Raw genomic sequence first — 24956 nt, 5'->3', positions numbered from 1 at the left:
CGAATTATGGTTTAGATTTATCTGTAGTTATCAAAACAACTGCCAATAGTATACAAAAACTGGCAAATATTAAAATCGGATGTAGTGGTTCCTGCAAAATAATGTATCCCAAAATCAAGGCTATTAATGGGTTAACGTAGGTATATGTCGCCACTAATGTCGCATCACAAGCTTTTGATAAAAATCCGAATAAAGAAAAACCCAACATCGAACCAATTAAAGCTAAATAAAAGAAAACACCGAATGCCTTGATGGGCAACTCAGTAACGGAAAACGTGCTTAAATCTCCATGTAATGTACTGGCTACCAATACTATCAAGCCGCCAGAAATCATTTGAATCGCACAAACTTGGGTAAAATGATACACATTTGACTGCGTAAACTGAATACGAAAAACACCGTAATTCCATCCTAATACAGCCACCGATAAAAAGCCAATACCCATAAAGAATTCAGATTCTTTTCCAGCTATGGCCAGTGACTTTTGGGACATGAGGAGTAAAATACCTACTAATCCGCCAACGGTTCCTAAGATTTTACGCGCATTGGGTTTTCGACCCGAAATCCAGAAAAAAACGACCAATAACATAGGACCCAATGCCATGAAAACAGACGAAAAACCAGAAGGAACAATCGATCCCGCTAAAGCCATAAATCCATTTCCTAGAGTAATTAGCAAAAATCCAGCTTGTAAATGTACTTTCCAATGCTGATTAGTCATTTTCTTCCAATGACCACCCGATAAAGACCAAGCTAACAATAAAACACCTGCTGTCAGATTACGTGAAAAAGTAATCACCATGGGAGGCAAAAACTCTAATAAAATACGGACGCTAAGAAAAGTTGACCCCCATATCAAATACAATAACCCTAAGGATATTAGCACTTTTGGACTTAGTGTATTGTTGGGTTGCATATTAATCCGCTAATAAATCAGGTCTTCGTTGCATGGTGCGTTGGACAGCTTGCTCATGTCGCCACGCTTCAATCAACTTATCATTACCTGAACGTAAAATTTCAGGAACATCCATGCCTTGAAACGAAGCAGGACGTGTATATACTGGAGGAGCTAATAGGCCATCTTGAAAAGAATCAGTAAGTGCCGACATTTCATCGCCGATGGCTCCTGGAATTAAACGAATAATAGCGTCTGCGCAAACAGCAGCAGCAAGTTCACCTCCAGAAAGTACGTAATCACCTATGGATATTTCTTTTGTTACATATTTCTCACGCACACGCTCGTCGATCCCTTTATAATGCCCACAAATAAATATCATATTGGTACATAGACTCAACTGATTAGCTAATCCTTGTTTAAAAACAAGTCCATCAGGGCTAAAGAATATAACTTCATCATACGTACGTACAGCCATCAATGTATCCAAGCATTTAGTTAATGGCTCAATTGAAATGACCATACCTGCCCCACCACCAAACGGATAATCATCTACTTGTTTATGTTTCTTTTCGGAAAAGTCATGTAAATCATGTAGGACTATTTCTACTAAACCTGCAGTAGCCGCACGTTTACAAATTGAATGCTCGAAAAAGCTCGACATTAAATTCGGAACTACAGAAATGATATCAATCCGCATCATAAGATTCATTCAAATATACATCGATTAAACCTTCAGGTAAGCGACTATGAACCACTTTGGCAGCTTTATCAACTTGCGGGATTATTTCATCTGTGAGTGGAATTAACACCTCATGACCTTTATACAGCATAATCACGACGTCCTGAGCACCCGTAGAATATACTTCTTTGACAGTTCCCAAGGTTCCCAAAACAGCGTCTTCTACCTGATAATCAATTATTTCATGATAGTAAAATTGATCATCACGCAACGTAGGCAACATTGAAATAGGTAAAAATATTTTTAGGCCTACTAACTCGCGTGCTAAGTCGACCGTATCAATACCTTCAAGAAGCATTAAATTCAAATTATCTCTAATCTGTAAATCAACGATAAAATAAGGAACCATTTCATTACCCATTTGGACAAATACAGATTCTAATTCTTCGTATTCATACGGATCGTCTACATCCAAAAATACGTGTACGGTACCTTTCAAACCATGCGGTTTTGAAATAGTTCCCAACTCAAAATATTCTGTTTTTGCCATAGGTACAAAAAAAAATCATACAAACTTGAAAACAAATTTGTATGATTCTTTACAATTTTAAAAATTATTCTGCTGCTGGAGCTTCTTCTGCTGCTGCTTCTGCTGCTGGAGCTTCTTCAACTGCTGCTTCTGCTGCTGGAGCTTCTTCAACTGCAACTTCTGCTGCTGGAGCTTCTTCAACTGCAACTTCCGCTACTGGAGCTTCTTCAACTGCTGCTTCTGCTACTGGAACTTCTTCAACTGCAACTTCCGCTACCGGAGCTTCTTCAACCGCTACTTCATCCTCATCAGTTGCATTTATTGCCTCAACAACACTAGCAACTAATGCATCATCAGCAACTTTGTTTTTTGCAGCAATAGTTTCAGCACGCGCATTTGAAACCTTAGTTTCAGCCTCCAAACGAGATGCTTTATTTTTCGCTTTAGATTGAGCAATTTTTGTCGAATTTGCTTCAATTTGTTTCGCTTTCTCAACTTTCCAAGCTTCAAATTTAGCATCTGCTTGCTCTTGTGTTAAGGCTCCTTTAATCACACCTACTTGTAAGTGCTTAGCATATAAAATACCTTTTAAGGAAAGAATCGCACGAACCGTATCCGTTGGTTGTGCCCCATTCATTACCCATTGAATCGATTGTTTTTCATTCAATACGATTGTTGCTGGATTTGTGTTAGGATTGTATGTGCCAAGTTTCTCAACGAACTTACCGTCACGAGGCGCACGCGCATCAGAAACGACCACATCAAACATTGCTAACTTCTTGCGTCCACGACGCGCTAATCTAATTTTAACAGCCATTATACATGGGTTTGTGAGGGATCTCGTCCCTCGGGTTTATAAAAATGTCTGCAAAAATACGATTTTCTGCTTACAATACAAACGAAGAAAATGAGAAAATAAATCGATAAGCCGAATTCTGTAAGTAGGTTTCCCTACCCTCTTATCATTTATCTTGACGTTTTATCACTAAAACGTTCTAGCAATCTACCCACTGACAACGGACGAGCAGCCCTTTTGTCTTACGACAGTCAGCCTATTTGATCTTGCAACGCGTGAGGTTTACCTATGCCTAATTTGTCACCAAATCAGCGGTGGGCTCTTACCCCACCTTTTCAACCTTACCCCGAAAGGCGGTAATTTTCTGTGGCACTAGCTGTAAAATCCTAAGATTTCCCTTCCCGTTAGGAAGCACGATGCTCTATGTTGTTCGGACTTTCCTCTTTTAAAAAGCGATAAGATGATTTATTTTCTCGTCACAAAAGTACACTTATTTACGTAGCGTCCAATCACCTGACAATCTACCCAATACCAGAACTGTATCCTTTGAATAATGAATCGACTCCAAACGAACGCGAATATTTGCTCCCTGAATACCTTGGAAGTCCGTGGGTAGCCGACTAACCAACGGATCAGTCCGCATCCGCTGAGCATGTATTCCATTCGTGATTTTACGTTTTATACTTTTTGAGAATAACGATTTCATTAAACCCAATGAGCCTAATTCCATCGAATTAACTTGAATTCCAATCGAATTGTCCTCTATCAAAATAGGTACAAAATAAATACGCATCCGTGAAGCATTCCGATCAACAACCTCACATTCAAACTCCTGATTTTGAGGATTTATTTTTAAAGCTACTTGAGAGATATCGGTTTTCAGTTGGCTTGCCAACATACCCCGAATTTCATCTAATGTAATATATACACCAAATGCCACCGAATTATCAACAGCGGATAAGGGTTTTATCATAGGTTTTATCGACCGAGCAGCCAAATTTACCCCTACTTGTAACCGAGTTTGAATCACTAAATCCCCTTGTAAACCATGCTGCGCGAATTGTAAATCATGTAAATCCAATGCAAGAGAACTCATATTCAGCCCTTTTGGCAACAAAATTCCCGACCCAAAAATACTATTCATTTGATCTGGAAGAATCCATTGATTCAGTTGACTTTTTAGTTCCAAAGCTAGTACGGGATATTTAGGAATCAATAATTGATCAACAACACCGCCAACTTGAACAGGAAAACCCAATACCTTAACACTTGGCTTTTCCGTCCATTGATTATTCAATTGTACGTTATCAATTTGGTAGTTCCCAAAAGATCTTCCTTGCAAATGTAGACTGATAGCTGCCATGGATTTGGCAGAAAGTACACCTGCTGAAATACCAGCTATTTGTGGTTTAGCATCCCATTTCATCGGAAAAACAACTTGCAATTGGTTTGCCCCAATTAGTCTATAACGAACCGATTGCTCCAAAGTTCCCGAATAAGGAAAACCTAAGGAGCTTGACTCGTTGGCAGAAATAACTCGTTGACCTACACGCAAAAACCGTCCAAATAAACTATCGTAACTAATAAACGTTTTGACACGAATCGTAGAAAATGCAGGCTCAGAAAATTGAGTTGCAAACTGTGCAGCTACTCCTTTTGGCTGTGGAATGGTTTTGCATGCCGCAACAAAAAGCACAAGAAATAAGAATAAATACCGCATAAAATCAGAAAAAAAGCCTCAATCTCAGGAAGAAATTGAGGCTACAAATAAGTCAACTAATCCTAGGTATACAAACCTCCATTCACATGAATCGTTTGACCCGTTACATAGGTAGATAAATCGGAACCTAAAAATAGACATACATCAGCCACCTCTTTCGCATCCCCTCCACGCTTCAACGGAATTGCTTTCTTCCACTCTTCGATGGCAGCCTCATTCAATTCCTCAGTCATTTCCGTTTCAATAAATCCTGGGGCAATGGCATTGCAACGAATATTGCGTGATCCTAATTCAAGAGCTACTGATTTGGTAAATCCAATTATACCGGCTTTGGAAGCCGCATAGTTTGCTTGACCTGCATTTCCTTTTACGCCAACCACCGAAGTCATATTGATAATGGAGCCAGCCCTTGCCTTCATCATCGACTTACTAACTGCTTTCGTTAGATTAAACACCGATTTTAAATTCACTCGAATGACTTCATCCCATTGCTCTTCACTCATTCGCATTAATAAACCATCGCGGGTTATACCTGCATTGTTGATCAGAATATCAATTTGACCAAAGTCATTAACAACAGAATCAGCCAATTCCTCTGCTGCGTCAAACATAGAGGCATCCGAACGATACCCTTTGGCTTTAATTCCAAAAGACTCCAGCTCTTTAACAAGCGATTCGCCTTTCTCCACGGAAGACAAATACGTAAATGCCACATGCGCCCCAGATTGAGCAAATTGAAGTGCAATCGCACGACCTATTCCTCGGGATGCTCCTGTAACTAAAACTACTTTGTCTTTCACTAATTGCATGCTACTCATTATTTTTTGATTCGTTTCAATTGTATTACTTCTTCATCTTTGACATAATCTGCTTCGATAACCTCATCTGCAGGTAATTCCCCTTTTAGAATTTCTTCTGCCAAAGGATCTTCAAGATACTTTTGTATAGCACGATTTAAAGGCCTAGCTCCATATTGAGGATCATAACCCTTATCAGCGATAAAATCTTTCGCCGCATCAGTTAAGGTAATTGAAAAACCTAAATTTGTTAAACGCGTAAATAATTTAACTAATAATAGATCAATGATTTGATGTAAATCAGTCCGCTCTAACGAATTGAAAATAATAATATCATCTAATCTATTGATAAATTCAGGAGCAAAAGCTTTTTTAAGCGCATTTTGAATGGTTGCTCGCGCAGCTTCATCCATATTATCAACACGCGATTTCGTAGAAAAGCCAATACCTGATCCAAAATCTTTTAAATCACGCGCACCTATATTGGATGTCATTATAATAATCGTATTTCTAAAATCCACGCGACGACCTAGGCCATCAGTCAAAATACCATCATCCAAAACCTGTAGTAATAAATTGAAAACATCCGGATGCGCCTTCTCTATTTCATCTAACAAAATAACCGAATAAGGTTTACGGCGTATTTTCTCGGTAAGTTGGCCTCCTTCTTCATATCCCACATATCCCGGAGGCGCACCTACCAGACGTGAAACACTGAATTTTTCCATGTATTCACTCATATCAATACGAACGAGTGAATCTTCTTTATCAAACAAATAAGTTGCTAATACCTTAGCCATTTCAGTCTTACCTACTCCCGTAGGACCAAGGAAAATAAATGAGCCTATTGGCTTTTGGGGATCTTTCAACCCTACACGGGTACGTTGAATAGCCTTAACTAATTTCTTAACGGCATCACTTTGACCAATCACATGTTTGGTCAACTCAGCTTCCATTTGGAGTAATTTATGACCCTCTTTAGCAGCTACACGATTCACAGGAATTCCTGTCATTTGAGCTATAACCTCAGCTATATTCTCTTCATTGACCGTAAATTTCTGCTTCTTCGACTCCTCTTCCCAACTGTTTTTAGCGTGATCCAATTGCTCAATTAACTTTTTCTCTCGATCACGCAATTGAGCAGCTTCCTCATATTTCTGAGATTTAACTACCTGATTTTTTTCTTTTTTAACCAAATCAATTTGGTCTTCCAAAGCCACAATATCAGCTGGAACTTTTATGTTGGCAATGTGAACGCGAGCACCCACCTCATCCATAACATCAATCGCCTTATCTGGCAAGAAACGATCTGAAATATACCGATCCGACAACTTAACCGCTGAAATAATTGATTCTGGCGTATAAATCACATGGTGATGTTCTTCATACTTATCCTTTATGTTATTTAATATTTCGATGGTCTCATCAATGCTCGTCGCATCCACCATAACTGTCTGAAAACGACGAGCTAACGCTCCATCCTTTTCGATATACTGACGATATTCATCCAACGTCGTAGCACCAATAACCTGAATATCACCACGAGCTAAAGCTGGCTTGAACATATTTGATGCATCCAATGAACCAGATGCTCCACCAGCTCCTACAATAGTATGCAATTCATCAATAAATAAAATGACATCAGTCGATTTTTCTAACTCATTCATGACTGCCTTCATCCGCTCCTCAAATTGACCACGGTATTTGGTACCAGCCACTAAAGATGCTATGTCAAGTGTGACAACGCGCTTACCAAACAAAACACGTGAAACTTTCTTTTGGATAATTCGAAGGGCTAGTCCCTCCGCAATAGCTGTTTTACCTACACCCGGCTCACCAATTAATATGGGGTTATTTTTTTTACGACGAGATAAAATTTGAGCCACACGCTCAATTTCTTTCTCCCGCCCTACGATAGGGTCTAATTTGCCATTTTCAGCAATCTTCGTCAAATCACGACCAAAATTGTCTAAAACAGGTGTTTTACTTTTCTCAGTACCCTTAGCTGATGAAGTAGCATTACCGGAAGAACCCGCTGAACCCTGATTACCGCCAGAATATAAACGGGAATCATCTTCATTATCATCCGTATCTGAACTAGCTTTTGGATTATGACTCGGGCTACCATCGGATTGAAACTCAACCATTTCTTTGATCAAATCATAATAAACTTGATATTTTTCTAATATTTGGGTCGCTACATTGTCCTCATCCCGCAAAATAGCCATCAATAAATGATCTGTCTCAACAGTATTGGTCTTAAAATACTTAGCCTCCAAATAGGTCAAACGCAACACTTTCTCCGCTTGTTTAGTCAAAGGAATATTCAACATACTTTGCTTATCGAAAGTTGACCGACTCGTAGAAGCCGTCGAATGTTCAATACTCTGACGTAATTGATCTAACGAAACACCAGACTTATGCAATAAATCGACACCTTGACCATCCCCATCACGAATCATCCCAAGCATCAAATGCTCTGTGCCGATATAATCATGACCTAATCGCAATGCTTCTTCGCGAGCTAATGCGATTACTTCTTTCACTTTATTCGAAAATTTGGCCTCCATAAATCACTAATTATATTTGTTCGAAAACACGATAAAGCCGCTATTTGTTCAAACTTTGCATTAAAATATCATAGGATTCATTCCCATGATTCATTACTAAATCCAAAACCGACAAATTTGGCTCGAAACTTTGGCCAAAACACTGTCGATAAGGCGTTAATCTATAATAAGGCCGCAATTCCCACGTTTCCTTTGGCTGAATAATATTCCACTTGGAATCAGTTTCAAAGCCCATAAAAACATCTGTCATGGAATTAGGCAAAGCCTTTCCCAATACTTTAGTCAAAAAATTAAAATAATGGATATTTAAATCTACTAAATATTTTAATTTTTTCGCAAATATCTGTTGAATAAATGGATCGAAGTGTTCATAAAATGGCGCATTTCCATAAGCGGCCTGAATGGCACCTTGGTGACGTCTTATCCAATCTTGACCGTAATCAATCTGTACATCTTTGCTTAATTGCTTCGTACCTGAAGTATGTTTGATAGGAATAGTCAACGTTTCTACTCCATTTGCACCTAAAATTCGGGTTCTATTCCGAAAGGTTTGTTTAGGGAAATTCTCGTAAACCTCAAATTGAACCTCTGAAGCGGCATAAATCAAGGCCATGTATTCTATAGACGGCAAATAATGAATCTCAATATGCATTCCAAAAAAATTAATCGGATATTTGCAAAACTACAAGTTTACACGCATTAACCCTTAAAAAACAGGCTATGTTTTTTTACAGATTACTTGGTAAGTTACCTCTTTCAGTTCTTTATGGACTTGCTAGCGGCGTCCGAATTATTTTTAACTATTTGATTTCTTACCGCAAAAAAGTAATTGAGATGAATTTAAAGAATTCATTTCCTGAAAAAACCGACAATGAGATACGAGTTCTTCGCAATAAATTTTACGGTTACCTAACAGACCAATTAGTTGAATTCTTTTACGGCGTACGCATCAGTCCTCAAGAAATGATGCAACGTATGCGTTTTGTTAACGAAGAAATCATCACGTCCCACTTAAATAACAATCAACCCGTAGTTCTCGTAGCAGGCCATCAGGGAAATTGGGAATGGGCCATTCATCGTCTTGGTTTATCGGGTAATGCGTATGATGTGGTGTACCAACGATTAAATAATAAAGATTTCAATGAATTCACCATGGAAGTGCGCAGTCGCTTTCAAGGCGTGACGCTACTAGAAAAACGGGAATCAATCATTGCTTCCCGCGACCGAAAAGACATATTAAGAGCCATTTGTCTTGCTGCAGATCAAGCGCCACAAAAGCCAGAATCAGCGTATTGGACAACCTTTCTGAATCAGGATACTGCCTTTTTTACAGGCATGGAACGTTTCGCCCGTGACTATAATTACCCAGTCATTTTTGTGGAACTTATACGCACAGGAAGAGGAGAATATTCGATGAGTTTTGAGTCACTAGCTAGCCCTGAAAACTATGAAAAGATGGAAAAAGGGGAAATAATTGAAAAATTTGCCCGAAGATTAGAGAAGTCGATTATTGCATATCCTGATCAATATTTATGGTCACACCGGCGATGGAAGCATACGAAACCAGAACAGATAAACATCAAATGGTGATCATCTGAAATCAGAACAATCACCCGCTCCCTCACGTAAAATATCAAAATTATCTTCGTGAAGGTCAATTACTGAAGAAGGAATCATCCCCCCAATACCACCATCCAATATTAAATCAACCTGATTTTCATATTGATCAGCGATCAAACTTGGATCCGTATAATCCTCTAAATCCAACCCAAGCGTAGGCAATGAACTGGTCAAAATGGGATGGCCTAATTGCTTAACTATTTCTAATATCGGGGCATAATCAGGAATTCGAATACCTACCGTTTTTTTACTTTGAACTAATACCGACGGAACCTTTGAACTTGCCGGCAAAACAAACGTGTAAGCTCCAGGCAAATACCTCTTTAGGATTTTGAAGGCAAAATCACTGACTTTGGCAAAATTTGAAATCGCACTTAAATCGGCACAAATGAATGAAAATCTGTTTTTGATTGGCTTAATCTGCCTAATCTCACAAATACGATTGACCGCTTGCTGGGATTGAATACTACAACCGATCGCATACATGGTATCCGTCGGATAAATGATTACCCCGCCTTTTAGCAAGACTTGAACAACTGAATCAATTAATTCAGCCGAATTGTTTTTGTCGTAAATACGTTTGATTTCTGCAGACATCCTCATTAATAATTTACAAAGAAGTCGTCCTTAGAATCCACCTCGTCTTGTTCCTCAGTCTTCACTTGATCAATACTGGCATTAATTTCAAAGCCCACAATCAAAATAAGTGAGATAAAATATAACCAAACCATTAAGGCTATCAGCGAACCAATCGACCCATAAATTTTATGATACGTAGCAAAATTGACCAAATAATAAGAGAATACATTGGTAATCAAAATTGTCAAAATAGAGGCTGTGATCGAACCAGCATTGAAAAACTTCCACCGCTTATGAATCGCTGGAGCATAATAATAAATGATTGATATCGTAAAAAAGAAGACTGAAAATATAATCAAATACGTCAACACCTTCGTCAGGTAAAACGTGAAATTATACTCTAAAATACCTTCCTTAGCGAGATACTTCACGATGAAGTTACCAATGATAAAGACCACAAAAGATGTGATCAACACAAAGGTTAACAAAAAATTAAGGCCAACTGCGACAGCACGCTCCTTTAGAAAACCTCGATTGTCATTCGTCTTATAGGTCAAATTAAACGAACGAATTAAGGCCATTATACCACTAGTGGAAGCAAACAAGGCGAAAAAGAATCCAAACGAAAGAACTCCTCCCCTTTTTTTATTCACAATCTCCGTAATTAACTCCGTTAAATCAGCTTGCAAATTCTTAGGCACAGTAGCCTTGATAAAGGAAATCATCTTATAATCAAGATGATCAATGGGCATATAGGGCAACAAACTGAATAAAAAAATGATTGTTGGAAAAACAGCCAATGTAAAGTTGTACGCAACCGCAGCCGCACGAACGTCAATGTCAAATTGAAAAATCTTTTGATACAAAATAGAAATCACACGAACGAGCACATAATGCTCTTCATACTCACGCCAAATCAACTTAAGTTCTTTGATGAAATTCTTCCTCATAATTCAAAGTAAGGACGCAAGGCATTTAACACAAACTCGGGTGCTTTAATCACCTTTTTGCTAGCCAGCGTCATAAAAACAAGGGTCGTATTTCCCTCGTTTATCAACTCTCCTGCCTCATTCTTAATGCGATAACTAAATTTAATACGCGCGGCAGGCAATTCTTCAACTTGACAAATAACGGTTAATTCATCATCATATAAACCAGGGGCATGAAATTTAGTGTAATGCTCAATAACGGGCAACCCGATCCCATTATTCTCTAAATCGCGATAACTTACTCCTAAACTGCGCAAAGTTTCAACCCGCGCAATTTCATATAAACGCGCATAATTCCCGTAATATACGTAGCCCATTTGGTCCGTATCCGCATAACAAACACGGTATTTAATGGCATGTGCATACATATTAATGAATTTTTAAACCATCTAAGGCCGATTGATATTTAGCGGCATTCACCAAATGCTCTTCGTAGGTGACTGCAAAATTATGCATACCCGAAAAATCCTCCTTCGCACAAAAATAGAGGTAGCTATGTTTCTCCAAATTCAGGACTTTGTCAATTACATCACGCGGTGGGATGGATATCGGACCCGGAGGCAAACCAATGTTTCGATACGTATTGTAAGGTGAATTAACTACCGTGTACTTACCCGTCACACGCTTAATGGTAAAGTCCTTCCAAGCAAAAACAATCGTTGGGTCAGCTTGAAGCGGCATTCCTGTACGGAATCGATTCCAATAAACGCCAGCAATGCGTGCTTGCTCACTAGATTCTTTACTTTCACCATAAACAATGGAAGCTAAAATTCCTGCTTGAACTGGTGTTAAATTTAGGTTAGCTGCTTGCTTAATGCGATTATCCGTCCAAAAACGATTATTCGCCTGTTGCATCTTTTTCATCAAAGCATCAAATGACGATGTCCAAAACACTTCATATGTATCGGGAATAAATAAGCATGGAATCGTTTCTTTGGTATAACCATAGGCAGAAACAATCTCATTGGAATCCAACATGCGATAGATATACGTTGAATCAAATCTCAGTTGGCGACCTAACTTCCCTGCAATATCCTCTTTCAACCTCAAATTATTTATCACGACTTTAATGGCATCTTGCTTCCCGTTACGCATTTTTCGTAGCAACTCGAAATTTCCCGTTTCACTTGAAATAAGGTAACGACCCGGACGAACCCGCGAAGCTACACCCATCACCTTAGCTAAAAAACGAAAACTCAATTGGTCCCGTACCATGTCATGCTTCTTTAACGTATCCAATACCGTTGCAAAATCAGAACCTGCAGGAATTAAGAGAGCAAAGTCTTTTTTACCCGTGACATTAAAATTAGGTGTCTTGAACACTTGCCATACATAGTATGAAAACATGGCTGAAAACAAGGATAAACCCAAAATGAAAATTTTGATTCGTTTATTAGGCACCATATTAATCTAATTTAAAGTCTAAATGAAAGCGAGAGGCTAAGGCCGACAAATCTGCTACAACGGGTTGTACCAATGGAATACCATCTCGTTTACGCTCAATTTCTAATAATCTTTCTGGATCTCCTGGGATTAATACTTGCTTGCCTTCAACGGCTTCTGCATTCCTAAACCGACGAATCCACATATCCATATCGTGTAAAAAATGTTCCGTAGGACGAAAAGCATCCACACGCATTGCCCCTAAAAAATGTCCCGTTCCTTTGCCCACGGTTTCACCAGCTTGCATAAATCCGGCCGTGGCAAATGGGGGAACCCAAGGTCCAAAATTTGCTCCTGACAAAACACCCGATAAGATATCAACAACAGCACCTAAACCATATCCTTTATGCGATCCATGTTCCCGATCACCACCTAAGGGAAGCAAAGCGCCTCCATTTTTAATTGCAAATGCATCATTAGATGGATTGCCATCTTTATCTTGAACCCAACCATCAGGTGTATCTAAACCTTTTCGTTGGAGTATCTCTAATTTTCCGTAAGCCACAGCCGTAGATGCAAAGTCGGCCAAAAACGCAGGTTCTTCCTTTGCAGGAATCGCTACCGCAATTGGATTGGTTCCCAACAATTTTTCTTTTGAAAACGTAGGCGTAACTAAAGGGGCTGCATGCGTCATGGCCCAACCAATCATTTGTTGGGGCACCGCCTTCATCGCATGATACCCAGCAATCCCAAAATGATTCGAATTTTGAACGGCAACCCAGCCAGTGCCTGCCAAAGCAGCCTTCTCACAAGCTATTTCCATTGCTTTGGGCGCAACAACTAATCCTAAACCACGATCACCGTCTAACAAGATGGTTGAAGGTGATTCATGAAGAATCTTAATGTTTGGTTTGGTATTTAGTCGGCCATGATCGAATAATCGAACATATCCAGCTAAGCGAGCTACCCCATGGGAATCAATTCCTCGAGCATCCGCAGACACTAATACATCGGCGGCTAATTCAGCATCTGCTTCAGAACAACCAATGGAAGTAAAGACGGAAATGACAAATTGCTTTAACTGATAAAAATCTGCTTGCATAGATAAAATAAACGACAAAGATAAAAATAAGAATTGGGAAAAATTATGCAATTTTGTTCAAAATCATCAACAAATGACAATCATAAATTCAATTTGGTTCTGGATTGTTTGTATCCTAGTAGTAGTTATTATTCGAGATGTATTTATTCAGAAAAAACATACCATCTCACACAATTTTCCCCTGGTAGGTCATTTAAGGTTTTGGCTAGAGAAAATTGGTCCTGAATTAAGGCAGTACATTGTTGCTAATAATCGCGAGGAACTTCCCTTTAATCGCCAAGAAAGGTCTTGGATTTACGCTTCGTCCAAAAAAGAAAATAATTTGCAGGGTTTTGGTTCTGATCAGGATTTCAATTCACCCGGTTACATCTTTATCAAAAATGCGATGATGGGCTACAACGCCCCTGCAGATCATTTATCACGAAAAAATCCTGGCGCAGTACCAGCAAATAAGGTAATCGGCCTTTATCACAAACGAGAAAAACCATACCGTCCATATTCCATTGTTAATATTTCGGGTATGAGTTTTGGATCATTATCAGCTAAAGCGATTGAATCATTGAATATAGGTGCCAAGATTGCTGGTTGCTTTCATAATACAGGCGAGGGATCGCTTTCCCCTTATCACCAAATGGGGGCTGATATCGTACTTAATATTGGAACGGCCTATTTTGGTGTGCGTGAATTAGACGGTTCATTTTCGATGGATAAACTAATCCAAAAAGCAAAAGAAAATCCACAATTAAAAGCGATTGAACTTAAACTATCACAAGGCGCTAAACCTGGAAAAGGAGGAATGTTACCTGCCTCAAAAGTAAATCAAGAAATCGCTAACATTAGGGGAATTGAGGCAGGAAAAGACGCCTTCTCACCTGCATTTCACTCAGAATTTAAAAGTATACCTGAATTAGTCAACTTTATCGAACGCATGGCCAAAGCCACCGGTTTGCCCGTTGGCATTAAATCAGCCATCGGAAAGCTTGAACAGTGGGAGGAATTAGCCACCTACATGAAAAAGCACAATCAAGGACCAGATTTCATTACAATCGATGGCGGAGAAGGAGGAACAGGTGCTGCACCACATGCATTTGCTGATCACGTGTCCATGCCATTTACGTTTGCATTTGCGAAAGTGTACCAGATATTCCAACGCCATGAATTGGCCGATAAAATCTTTTTTATCGCTTCCGGTAAACTTGGTTTTCCAGAAAAGGCTTTAATGGCTTTTGCTATGGGAGCTGATTCGATTAATATAGCAAGAGAAGCCATGCTGTCTATTGGCTGTATTCAAGCACAAAAGTGCCATACAAATACGTGTCCAACTGGTATTGCAACATCAAGCAAATGGTTGCAAAGCGGCATTGATATCACTTTAAAAAGTGAACGCTTCAATCAATATCACCATACATTGGTTAAGGAAATTGCGGATATCGCCCATGCTTGCGGATATGAGCATCCTTGCCAAATGACGATGGATGATATCGAATTATCTATGGGAGATAATAATCGAACAACGACATTAGCGAAAGCACTCGGGTACCACAAAACGGCGCTTGTATTTGAAAATTTCAATACACTATTTGAATGTCCCTATTTAGGCGGCAAAGAAGCACGAAATCGTTTAAGTCCCTAGGCTGATTGATTGGATATAAACGATTATCTTTGCACCCATGTTATCAATATCCAATCTAAGTTTCTATTTCGGTAGTCGTGCACTTTATGATGGTGCAAATCTTCACATTAAACCAAGAGCTAAAATTGGCTTAATTGGAGCCAATGGTACAGGTAAATCCACCCTTTTACGGTTAATATCTGGCGAATACTCGCCCGATGGTGGAAATATATCCAAATCAGGGGAGTGTACTATTGGTTTTTTAAATCAAGATTTATTATCCTATCAAACAGACGATAGCATATTAGAGGTTGCGATGCAGGCGTTTGAACGCCAATTGGAACTTCAGAAGTTAATTGACAAAGTACTTCATAAAATGGAAACAAATTATGAAGACAAGGATGTAGACCAGCTCGCTAAACTTCAAGAAGAATTCGAACGTTTAGACGGTTACACGATACAATCCAAAACGGAAGAAATACTGGAAGGTCTCGGTTTCACAACAGCAGATTTGAGTCAACCTTTGCGTTTATTCTCCGGTGGTTGGCGCATGCGCGTTATGCTAGCCAAATTATTACTACAGAAACCATCCTTGTTATTACTCGATGAGCCTACCAACCACTTGGACTTACCTTCCATCGAATGGGTAGAAAAATACATACATGATTATGAGGGCTCAATTGTAGTCGTTTCACACGATCGCTATTTCCTGGATCGTACAATTGATCACATTGCGGAAGTATCAGGCGCCAAAATCACCTTATATCCTGGAAATTATTCGTTTTATACAGAAGAAAAAACGCTTAGAAATGAGGTTCAGAAGGGTGCGTTTGAAAACCAACAAGCCCAAATTCGACAAACTGAACGCTTTATAGAAAGATTTAAAGCAAAAGCTTCGAAAGCAAAGCAAGTTCAATCGCGTGTTAAGGCGCTGGATCGTATCGATATTATTGATGATGTAATTGATGAAAAGGCTAAAGTGAATTTTAAATTCAACTTTGGAACTCAGCCAGGTCGATTTATTTTATTCTTGGAACATGTTACTAAAGCATATGGCGAGAAAGTAATTTTGAAAAATACATCTGCAACTATTAATCGTGGTGACAAAATCGCTTTAATTGGTGCCAACGGTAAAGGTAAGTCTACCCTATTACGTGTGATTTCTGGTACGGAACAAATTGAAGGAGAAAGACGAATTGGGCATAATGTGATTGAGTCGTTTTTTGCGCAGCACCAATTAGAAAGTTTATCAGTTGAAAATACCTTATTGGAGGAACTAAAATCTACAGGTACGACCAAAACCGAAATGGAATTGCGTAGCGTACTAGGATGTTTCTTGTTTTCTGGGGAGGAAGTATTCAAGAAGATTAAAGTCTTATCTGGAGGCGAAAAATCACGGGTTGCATTGGCTAAAGTACTTATTTCGGAGGCCAACTTTTTATTGCTGGATGAGCCAACTAACCACTTGGACATGCAATCGGTTAATATATTGATTCAAGCCTTGCAACAATATGAGGGAACCTATGTAGTCGTATCACACGACCGTTATTTTGTTTCTAACATTGCTAACAAAATCTGGTATATCGAAGATAATGAGGTGAAAGAGTATCCTGGTACATTTGATGAATATGAAACTTGGATGGCTTCGCGGACAAACGAAGAAGTTCCATCTTCAAAAACAAAGGAAAAACCGAAACCCGAGTTAGCTCCCGTTGAGCATATCACTAAGTCTAAATCAACCGAAAAGGAAATCGAAAAGCTTGAGGCTCAAATCATGACCTTGGAGAATGAATTAGAAACTATTGAACATGATATGGCCGCTTTAGCTCAAGCATCGAAATTTGACGAATTGAAAAAAATGGAGCTTAATCGAACTGAAGTGCAGTTAAAATTAGACGAAACAACCACTGCTTGGGAATTGCTTATTGGATAAAATGAAACGCATAGGAATCATTTTCGGTATCTTAATTTTGTCTATGCCAGTGGCCATAGCACAAATTAAAAGCACCATCCACCGCGAAAATATCAAAACGGTATTTGTTGGCAATGTAGATCCTCAACAATATATTCAAAGCCAACCGGTCATTGATTTACGCCAACAAGACGCTTGGTTTCTTTCCTTTGATGATTTGTCGTTAAAAACGAATACGTATTATTTGCGAATTATATCATGCCAGTCCGATTGGACGCCTTCTTCCCTATCGGAAATTGAGTATTTACAAGATTTTAATGACATCCCATTGCGAGACGCTAAATCATCTATGGGTACAAAAGTTCCATATTTGAACTATCACATTGCGTTACCCAAAGTACGTATTTCTGGAAATTACATCGCCCAGGTATATGCCAACCGAAATAAACGAGATACCGTATTTACGCAACGTTTTTCCATTGTAGAAAATGAGATTCAAGTAGCTGCTTCCGTGCAATTTGGCCAGACAAATGCAAGCCGGGCAACTAGCCAGGTCCTTCAATTATACCTCAAGTATTCAGATGGTTTAATGATTCAGTCAGAAGACGACTTACGGGTCTTTATTCGCAAAAATAATGAACCAAATTTCATCTTAAAAAATCTACCCAAACCTGTGATAAACAGCATGGATCGTAGCATTCGATTCCCGAGTTTTAATCAAGAAAATAGTGTGCTCGCGGGAAATGAATTTCGATTAATTGATTTACGCAGTGTGCAACAGAAATTGAATTTTGTTTCTAGCATTGATGAAAAGGAAACGGAAACCATCGTGAAAACACAAGTGGAAGTTCCACAAGGATTATATACCTACACAGAACGAAGGGATTTAAATGGCCATTACATTATCAGCAATTATGAAAACGTTCATGACACGCGCTACGCAGATTATGTCATTTGCCAATTTAACTTGAAAGCGAATAATCAAGCGCCCGAAGACGTCTATGTAACAGGCGGCTTTAATAATTATCAAAAAAATGCAACAAACAAAATGACCTACAATCCTACATCAGGTATGTATCAGGCTAACTTAGTGCTCAAGCAAGGAATATATAACTACCGTTTTGAAACAAAAAACCCTTCCGATTACTTGGAAGGGAATTATGCTCAAACTGAAAACCAATATGACATTTTGGTTTATTTCAGAAAACCAGGTACACGAATCGACGCGTTAATTGGCTTTCAGCGCATCAACTCAATTCGTTAAACATTGAATCTAAAATGCATGATATCTCCATCGTGCACAATGTAATCTTTACCTTCCACACTCAACTTGCCTGCTTCTTTACAAGCAGCCTCACTTTTATATGTTTGGTAATCGGCCATTTTAATCACCTCTGCACGTATAAATCCGCGTTCAAAATCAGTATGAATAACACCAGCAGCTTGAGGTGCCTTCCAACCTTTTTGTATCGTCCAAGCACGAACTTCTTGTACACCAGCCGTGAAATAGGTAATAAGATTCAATAAGGCATATGAGCTACGGATCAACTTACTTAAACCTGACTCCGTTAACCCATATTCATTTAAAAACATAACACGTTCTTCTTCCTCTTCCATTTCAGCAATTTGAGCTTCCAAGGCCGCACAAATAACGATTACTTCGGCTCCTTCAGCCTGAACATTGGCACGCAATGATTCCACGTGCTCATTTCCACCTTTGGCTACTGAATCTTCATCTACATTCGCTACATAAATCACAGGCTTGTCAGTCAATAAACACAACTCTCCTATGGCTGTTTCACGTAATTCAGCATCCATCTCAACCGTTCTTGCCGAACGCCCTGCTTCTAAAGCCGATTTAAATTGTTGGACCGCAGCAAGCTCTTGCTTCGCTTTCGCATCACCGTTCTTAGCCGCACGTTCAATTTTTTGTATTTTTTTGTCAACGGATTCTAGGTCCTTCAACTGTAATTCCATGTCGATGATTTCCTTATCAGAAATCGGATTAACACGCCCCTCTACGTGGATAATATTTTCATCTTCAAAACAACGAACCACATGAATGATGGCATCTACCTCACGGATATTGGCTAAAAACTTATTACCAAGACCTGCACCTGTTGATGCACCTTTCACCAAACCGGCGATATCTGTAAATTCAATAACAGTTGGCAAAATCCGATTTGGCTTTACAAATTCAGCTAAGATATTTAAGCGCTCATCAGGAACAGTAACAATCCCCACATTCGGCTCAATCGTACAAAAAGGATAATTCGCTGCCTCAGCTTTATTAGACGAAATAGCACTAAACAACGTAGATTTGCCCACATTAGGTAAACCAACAATACCACAAGTTAATCCCATAATTTAATTAAAAAATGAAGCCACAAAAGTACGGCTAAAAATCAAAAAGCCCCTGATTACTCAGAGGCTTTTTTTGTATTTACCGAAAAATCTTATTCCCACTTAAGATCTGTACTACCAAATTCATCTTCATCACGCTTAAAGGAATTAAAATCAACATCAGGCATAAGCTCCGTTTTTACATGATTAACTGCCTCATGCAAACCTTCAACAAACTTGTCAAAATCTTCTTTGTATAAAAACATCTTGTGCTTTTCGTATACAAATCCATCTTCCTTCTGATGCCGACGACTTTCTGTTATCGTAATGTAATAATCCAACGAGCGTGTTGACTTAACATCAAAAAAATAGGTTCTTTTACCAGCCCGGATACGTTTTGAAAATAATTCTTCTCTATCTCTTTCTTCCACTTTAAACTAAAATTTTGGTTTCACAATTCGTAAATCTACTATATAATCTGATTCACTCAAATATTTATGAAAAAATTTATCGTTGCTAGAGTCGTATAAATCAGCGTTCTACGTACAAAGTTTTTAAATGCGATAATAAAATCTAAACTTTGACCTCTATTTAAAAGCCCATTGAGCAAAATAAATTGGATTTTATTAGTGCTTTTTTCCACCGTGTATGCGCTACCTGCGCAAGAACTCGGCGAAGAAAGTTATGGTATAGCTTCATTTTACTCAAACCAATTTTACGCTAGAAAAACCGCTAATCAAGAAAAATTAAAAAGAAATACATATACAGCTGCCCATCGTATATATCCATTTAATACACTTATTGAGGTCACTAATATATATAATAAGAAATCAGTGATTGTTCGCATTAATGATCGCGGACCATACAAGCGAGGACGAATCATTGATTTAACAGAGGCTGCGGCTAGAATGATTAATCTAAAAAAAGTGGGTCTAGCAAAAGTTAAACTAAAAGTCGTTGGCTTTGAAAACGAACTCATGCTGATTCCCTACCGATCATTGGAATTAGAGACTACGCCTAAATTTAGCACAAAATTTTACCAGAAAACCCGCCTAAAATACCGGAAAAAATATCAGGCAAAAAAGGTTATACGAAACAAAAAATACGTAAAAAAGAAAATCAATTAACTATTTTTTTCGCTCATAAAAGTTGATGAAATCCTGAATTTTATCCGCAGGAATGCGTTTTCCAATAATCCGTTTTGATTTATCAAGCACATAAATGACCGGAGTAGCATACACGTCAAACGTATTCTTAAAATCTGTATAGTATTCCTCCACCCCGCTCTTAGCATTTAAATGAATATCAATTCCATTATACCAAGATTGAATCTTAAATTCCTCAATAAACTTCTTCCATAAAGTTTTGTCACGCACAATACTAGCGGCGAAAACACCAATATTCTTTTCTTTAAAAAAAGGTTCTTGTTGGAGCAATTTAGGAGTCTCCTCTTTACAATGTGTACATTCTGGATCATAGATAAACACAACCGTATAATTTTTAGGAACCGTGGATAAAAGAAGTCTTTTTCCTGCAGGATCAGTCAACACCATTTCAGGAATCTTTTTACCAATAATCAACGGTTTAATAACGAACAATCTTTCCTTCATTTTACGAACTGTTGTCGTATCCCATAATGAAGGTTCGCCGATGTAATATTTCTCAGCTATGTGAACAAAAGCACCATCAGTACCTACAATATTGTGGTTTTCATAGGTACTAGCAATTTTGTAAATGACATATTTCCGAACATCAACTTGCTTTATTTTAGCTAATAATGCATCTGTATCTTTGCTAATGGAATCAGATTCTTGCACAACCAAGTCCTCAAAATATTTCTCGATTTTACGCTGCAAGAATGGCGTACGAATAAATCGTTCGTCATTCAAATCGATATTATCAAAATAGTGTTTTTTGTAAAATGAAAATTGAAATTTATACAACGAAGCACTATCCGCTGCGTTCTTAACAGGATTTTTATAGGGAGGTATTTCAGGCTCAAAAGTGGCATTAATTAACTTGGATACAAATAATGATCGATTCTTTAGCATCCAGTCCTTTTGGTAGGCTACGATTCGTTTTTTAGACGCCTCTACTTGCTGTGCATCCGTAAGCTTTTGTAAGGTCTGATATTGTTTAAACATTTCTTGTTGGAACATATAAAACGCCGCATTCTCTTCCGAACCTATCACTTTCATATGTGTAACCACATCCAATGTATCGGTCTCAAAACTAAAATGATCCGAACCAATAATTAAATCCAAATATTTGTTTCCCGAAAAACTAACTAAATACAATCCTTTGGCTAATTCTTCCTTCCCCTGAAATGTAAATTGACCTAACTCATTCGCCCGCGCTGTATCTTTAATGACTTGTTGGGTCGAACCAAAATAATGCGCCAAATAAACGTCAACATTTTTTAAACCTTTAATTGTGCCCTTAATCTCATAAGTAGCTGTTTTTTGACCGAGAGCACCTCCAGCAAGAAGGAAAAATAGGCAGCATGATAAGATGAATTTCATATAATTAGAATAAATTGAAACTTATTACGAAACGAAATTTACAATGTTTTTTACGCTATCGAAAATAATCGATTTTATACTTTTACCAATTAGTTGGATTTTAATCAGCCTAATCTATGGGATTTGGAAAAAAAAATCAAAAATTCTCTATTTGACTTTAGGCATGTTACTCTTATTTACGAATGGTTATTTTGTCAATCAATTGTATCGATGGTATGAACTACCCCAAACAATATTACAACCCAATCAAAAATTTACGTATGGTGTAATTTTAGGCGGAGGGATAATCAAAACTCTCCAAGAAGACCCGACACGAATACCGGTAGGTGAAACTGCAGATCGCATGCTACAACCTATCCTGCTTTACAAAACAGGCATAATTTCCAAAATAATAATAACCGGAGGTGACACTAGTATCAAGGGACTGCGTACGGATGAAATTCGCGAAACAGCCCAAGTTGCCAAATTCCTGATCACAATGGGTGTAGATTCCTTAGATATCATTCGAGAAGAAAAAGCCCGAAATACACATGAAAATGCAACGTATACGCAAATGATATTGCGTGAAACGCGAGAACCCATATTACTTATTACCTCCGCAGCGCATATGCGCCGTTCGCTAGCTTGCTTTGAAAAAGTCGGCTTAAATCCAGTGGCTTATCCAGTGGATCATAAAAAAAAGGACAGCCCGATGGGTGTCCTTGAATGGTTAATGCCGTCAGATAATCATTTGGCACGATTTTCCCAACTGGTTAGAGAGGTATTTGGCTTAGTGATTTATAAGCTTAACGGATACGCCTAAGTTGATAAAATTTCAACCATACGAATCAAATCCTCCGAAACAGGTTTCTTCTTTGTAATCGTATCATGAAATGGCGTATAAACTAACTGATTATTAATTACACCTGCCATCACATTCTTTTCTCCACGTAATAAACCCTCTAAAGCCCCGAGTCCAAGGCGTGAGGCAAGTATACGATCATAGGCCGTTGGGATTCCACCACGCTGAATATGTCCCAATGTAGTTACACGAATATCAATCATGTTACCCATTTTTTCTTTGATTTTCTTGGCAACAACTTGCGCATTTCCTTCTTCATCACCTTCGGCAACAATAACAATAGATGATGATTTTTGCTTGGCAAAACCCGTATTAAGTATCGTCACAACTTCATCTATAGGCGTTAAATTTTCTGGAATTAACAAAGCCTCGGCGCCCCCAGCAATACCACACTGAACCGCGATATAACCTGAATCACGTCCCATAACCTCAATAAAAAAGACACGGTCATGTGAATCTGCCGTATCCCTAATTTTATCAATTGCATCTAAAGCTGTGTTTACAGCTGTATCAAAACCAATCGTATAATCCGTACCGTATAAATCATTATCAATTGTACCCGGTGCACCTACGGTTGGTATTTTATATTCATTAAAAAAGATCTCAGCTCCCGTGAAAGTTCCATTTCCTCCAATCGCTACTAATCCTTCAATTCCTTTTTCCTTTAACTGATCGTAAGCTTTTTGACGACCTTCTGAAGTCATAAATTCTTTTGAACGTGCTGATTTTAGAATTGTTCCCCCACGCTGAATGATGTTACTTACCGATTGAGAATTTAGAGGAATAATATCACCCTTGATCATTCCATTGTAACCGCGCACAATACCGTAAACTTCCACACCGTGATAAGCAGCACCACGTACGATTGCTCGAATACATGCGTTCATGCCTGGGGCATCACCACCCGATGTAAATACAGCTATTTTTTTCATCACTAGATTATTTTTGACTTTGGCTATTTGTAACTTTCAAAAATACGATTTATCTCCTTTAAACCATAAAATTCAAGATTAATTTGAAATGAAATAATCGAAAAACAAAAATAGTTTTTACCACATGTTTCGTAATTTGCGCACTCAAACAACAAGTAAAATATATGCCAAAAGCAGCCAACGAATTTTTATACACCTACCTGAACAACGCTTCTCCAACCGGATTTGAATCCTCGGGACAAGAAATTTGGCTAGATTATATCAAGCCTTACATCGATGAAAAAATCATTGATACCTATGGAACTGCCGTGGGTGTAATCAATCCTGGTCAGCCCTATAAGGTGGTTATCGAAGCACATGCGGATGAAATTTCTTGGTTTGTCAATTACATTGATGATAATGGTTACCTGTTTTTACGTCGGAATGGAGGATCAGATGCGCTAATTGCTCCGTCGATGCGTGCCAATATCCACACAAAAGACAAGGTGGTAAAAGGCATATTCGGTTGGCCTGCCATCCACGTTCGTGATCTTGCCAAAGACAAAGCCCCTACCATAGATGATATATTCATCGACTGCGGTGCCTCGAATAAGAAAGAAGTAGAGGAAATGGGTATTCACGTTGGCACCGTAGTGACGTTTGAAGATGGGCTCACCGAGTTGAACGGAAAATATTTAGTGGGTCGAGCGCTTGACAACCGCATTGGTGGATACATGATTGCACAAGTAGCCAAAAAATTAAAAGAAAATAAAATAAAACTCCCCTTTACATTATACGTTGTTAATTCCGTACAAGAGGAAATTGGCCTACGTGGAGCAGAAATGATTGTTCGCCGCTTGAAACCGGATTTGGCATTTATTACGGATGTGACACATGACACGCAATCACCCATGTACAACAAAAAAATACAAGGTGATATGTCGTGCGGAAAAGGGCCAGTTATCTGCTATGGACCAGCGGTTCAAAATAATGTGCGTGATTTTATCATTGATGTAGCGAAAGAAATCAACATTGACTTCCAACGTCAAGCCGTTTCACGCTCCACTGGAACGGATACCGATGCGTTTGCCTATGCAACAGAAGGTGTCGCTTCAGCCTTGATTTCATTGCCACTAAAATACATGCATACAAC

Annotated in this window: 24 protein-coding genes and 1 other RNA gene; 7 read left to right on the top strand and 18 right to left on the bottom strand. The window is 38.6% G+C overall.

Features of this window, described 5'->3' with window-relative positions; all coding sequences use genetic code 11:
- Positions 1 to 4: 4 nt before the first annotated feature.
- The 9 genes from ACIQ6T_RS08235 to ACIQ6T_RS08195 form a co-directional block, all read right to left on the bottom strand.
- Entirely contained in the window at positions 5 to 916 is a 912-nt protein-coding gene (locus tag ACIQ6T_RS08235; RefSeq protein ID WP_395785418.1) for an EamA family transporter, read from the bottom strand.
- 1 nt (position 917) lies between these two features.
- On the bottom strand, positions 918 to 1595 hold the full coding sequence (gene trmD, locus ACIQ6T_RS08230) for a tRNA (guanosine(37)-N1)-methyltransferase TrmD (RefSeq protein ID WP_395785432.1): 678 nt from the start codon (positions 1593 to 1595) through the stop codon (positions 918 to 920).
- Positions 1585 to 2127: a ribosome maturation factor RimM gene (rimM, locus tag ACIQ6T_RS08225; RefSeq protein ID WP_395785417.1), complete on the bottom strand. Its 543-nt coding sequence runs from the start codon at positions 2125 to 2127 to the stop codon at positions 1585 to 1587. Before rimM ends, trmD begins: the two co-directional genes overlap by 11 nt.
- A 64-nt stretch (positions 2128 to 2191) precedes the next feature.
- The gene (locus ACIQ6T_RS08220) at positions 2192 to 2923 is read right to left on the bottom strand and encodes a 30S ribosomal protein S16 (protein WP_395785416.1); all 732 of its coding nucleotides are present in this window, start codon (positions 2921 to 2923) and stop codon (positions 2192 to 2194) included.
- A 91-nt stretch (positions 2924 to 3014) separates the two neighbouring features.
- Positions 3015 to 3374: RNase P RNA component class A (gene rnpB / locus ACIQ6T_RS08215), an RNA gene on the bottom strand.
- Between the two features lie 18 nt (positions 3375 to 3392).
- Positions 3393 to 4622, bottom strand: coding sequence for a hypothetical protein (locus ACIQ6T_RS08210; RefSeq protein ID WP_395785415.1), 1230 nt, complete (start codon positions 4620 to 4622; stop codon positions 3393 to 3395).
- Positions 4623 to 4684: 62 nt separating this feature from the next.
- Entirely contained in the window at positions 4685 to 5431 is a 747-nt protein-coding gene (gene fabG, locus ACIQ6T_RS08205; RefSeq protein WP_395785414.1) for a 3-oxoacyl-[acyl-carrier-protein] reductase, read from the bottom strand.
- An 8-nt stretch (positions 5432 to 5439) separates the two neighbouring features.
- A complete protein-coding gene (locus tag ACIQ6T_RS08200) occupies positions 5440 to 7989 on the bottom strand; it encodes an ATP-dependent Clp protease ATP-binding subunit (RefSeq protein ID WP_395785413.1) in 2550 nt (849 codons plus the stop codon).
- A 40-nt stretch (positions 7990 to 8029) separates the two neighbouring features.
- A complete protein-coding gene (locus ACIQ6T_RS08195; RefSeq protein ID WP_395785412.1) occupies positions 8030 to 8641 on the bottom strand; it encodes a WbqC family protein in 612 nt (203 codons plus the stop codon).
- Between the two features lie 68 nt (positions 8642 to 8709).
- Here ACIQ6T_RS08195 and ACIQ6T_RS08190 point away from each other — a divergent pair, with 68 nt between their 5' ends.
- Complete coding sequence (locus ACIQ6T_RS08190; RefSeq protein ID WP_395785411.1) at positions 8710 to 9579, top strand: lysophospholipid acyltransferase family protein; 870 nt, start codon at positions 8710 to 8712, stop codon at positions 9577 to 9579.
- Here ACIQ6T_RS08190 and ACIQ6T_RS08185 read toward each other — a convergent pair whose 3' ends face one another.
- Genes ACIQ6T_RS08185 through ACIQ6T_RS08165 form a run of 5 tightly spaced genes read right to left on the bottom strand, consistent with a single transcriptional unit; the run spans position 9580 to position 13662 of the window.
- Positions 9580 to 10206 carry an L-threonylcarbamoyladenylate synthase gene (locus ACIQ6T_RS08185; RefSeq protein ID WP_395785410.1) on the bottom strand — a complete coding sequence of 209 codons (627 nt, stop codon included), beginning with the start codon at positions 10204 to 10206 and terminating at the stop codon, positions 9580 to 9582.
- Between the two features lie 5 nt (positions 10207 to 10211).
- On the bottom strand, positions 10212 to 11138 hold the full coding sequence (locus tag ACIQ6T_RS08180; protein ID WP_395785409.1) for a YihY/virulence factor BrkB family protein: 927 nt from the start codon (positions 11136 to 11138) through the stop codon (positions 10212 to 10214).
- Positions 11135 to 11545: an acyl-CoA thioesterase gene (locus tag ACIQ6T_RS08175; protein ID WP_395785408.1), complete on the bottom strand. Its 411-nt coding sequence runs from the start codon at positions 11543 to 11545 to the stop codon at positions 11135 to 11137. Before ACIQ6T_RS08175 ends, ACIQ6T_RS08180 begins: the two co-directional genes overlap by 4 nt.
- A gap of 1 nt (position 11546) precedes the next feature.
- Complete coding sequence (mltG, locus tag ACIQ6T_RS08170) at positions 11547 to 12581, bottom strand: endolytic transglycosylase MltG (RefSeq protein ID WP_395785407.1); 1035 nt, start codon at positions 12579 to 12581, stop codon at positions 11547 to 11549.
- A 1-nt stretch (position 12582) separates the two neighbouring features.
- Positions 12583 to 13662, bottom strand: coding sequence for an Ldh family oxidoreductase (locus tag ACIQ6T_RS08165; protein WP_395785406.1), 1080 nt, complete (start codon positions 13660 to 13662; stop codon positions 12583 to 12585).
- Positions 13663 to 13735: 73 nt separating this feature from the next.
- On the opposite strand from ACIQ6T_RS08165, the gene ACIQ6T_RS08160 reads away from it, so the two are divergent.
- The 3 genes from ACIQ6T_RS08160 to ACIQ6T_RS08150 are packed head-to-tail and all read left to right on the top strand — an operon-like array spanning position 13736 to position 18450.
- A complete protein-coding gene (locus ACIQ6T_RS08160; RefSeq protein WP_395785405.1) occupies positions 13736 to 15295 on the top strand; it encodes an FMN-binding glutamate synthase family protein in 1560 nt (519 codons plus the stop codon).
- Between the two features lie 37 nt (positions 15296 to 15332).
- Entirely contained in the window at positions 15333 to 17207 is a 1875-nt protein-coding gene (locus ACIQ6T_RS08155; RefSeq protein ID WP_395785404.1) for an ABC-F family ATP-binding cassette domain-containing protein, read from the top strand.
- Position 17208: 1 nt separating this feature from the next.
- Positions 17209 to 18450, top strand: coding sequence for a type IX secretion system plug protein domain-containing protein (locus ACIQ6T_RS08150; protein ID WP_395785403.1), 1242 nt, complete (start codon positions 17209 to 17211; stop codon positions 18448 to 18450).
- Here the strand turns inward: ACIQ6T_RS08150 and ychF are convergent.
- Entirely contained in the window at positions 18447 to 19550 is a 1104-nt protein-coding gene (gene ychF / locus ACIQ6T_RS08145; RefSeq protein ID WP_395785402.1) for a redox-regulated ATPase YchF, read from the bottom strand. The two genes, ACIQ6T_RS08150 and ychF, sit on opposite strands and share 4 nt — an antisense overlap.
- 92 nt (positions 19551 to 19642) lie before the next feature.
- Positions 19643 to 19960 carry a DUF3276 family protein gene (locus ACIQ6T_RS08140; protein ID WP_395785401.1) on the bottom strand — a complete coding sequence of 106 codons (318 nt, stop codon included), beginning with the start codon at positions 19958 to 19960 and terminating at the stop codon, positions 19643 to 19645.
- Positions 19961 to 20131: 171 nt separating this feature from the next.
- Between ACIQ6T_RS08140 and ACIQ6T_RS08135 the strand changes: the two genes are divergently transcribed.
- A complete protein-coding gene (locus ACIQ6T_RS08135; RefSeq protein ID WP_395785400.1) occupies positions 20132 to 20656 on the top strand; it encodes a septal ring lytic transglycosylase RlpA family protein in 525 nt (174 codons plus the stop codon).
- Here ACIQ6T_RS08135 and ACIQ6T_RS08130 read toward each other — a convergent pair whose 3' ends face one another.
- Entirely contained in the window at positions 20657 to 22051 is a 1395-nt protein-coding gene (locus ACIQ6T_RS08130) for a DUF4369 domain-containing protein (RefSeq protein WP_395785399.1), read from the bottom strand. It abuts the gene before it with no gap.
- Between the two features lie 163 nt (positions 22052 to 22214).
- Here ACIQ6T_RS08130 and ACIQ6T_RS08125 point away from each other — a divergent pair, with 163 nt between their 5' ends.
- Complete coding sequence (locus ACIQ6T_RS08125) at positions 22215 to 22853, top strand: YdcF family protein (RefSeq protein ID WP_395785398.1); 639 nt, start codon at positions 22215 to 22217, stop codon at positions 22851 to 22853.
- Here the strand turns inward: ACIQ6T_RS08125 and pfkA are convergent.
- Positions 22850 to 23824, bottom strand: coding sequence for a 6-phosphofructokinase (pfkA, locus tag ACIQ6T_RS08120; RefSeq protein WP_395785397.1), 975 nt, complete (start codon positions 23822 to 23824; stop codon positions 22850 to 22852). The genes ACIQ6T_RS08125 and pfkA overlap by 4 nt on opposite strands.
- A gap of 164 nt (positions 23825 to 23988) precedes the next feature.
- On the opposite strand from pfkA, the gene ACIQ6T_RS08115 reads away from it, so the two are divergent.
- A partial coding sequence (locus ACIQ6T_RS08115) for a M20/M25/M40 family metallo-hydrolase (protein WP_395785396.1) occupies positions 23989 to 24956 on the top strand: 968 nt, incomplete at its 3' end.

Source organism: Aquirufa sp., from assembly GCF_044377215.1.
In the GTDB taxonomy this organism is placed as follows: domain Bacteria; phylum Bacteroidota; class Bacteroidia; order Cytophagales; family Spirosomataceae; genus Aquirufa.
Note: the sequence above shows the minus strand (reverse complement) of the source record. Positions and strands in the feature narration are given on the sequence as shown.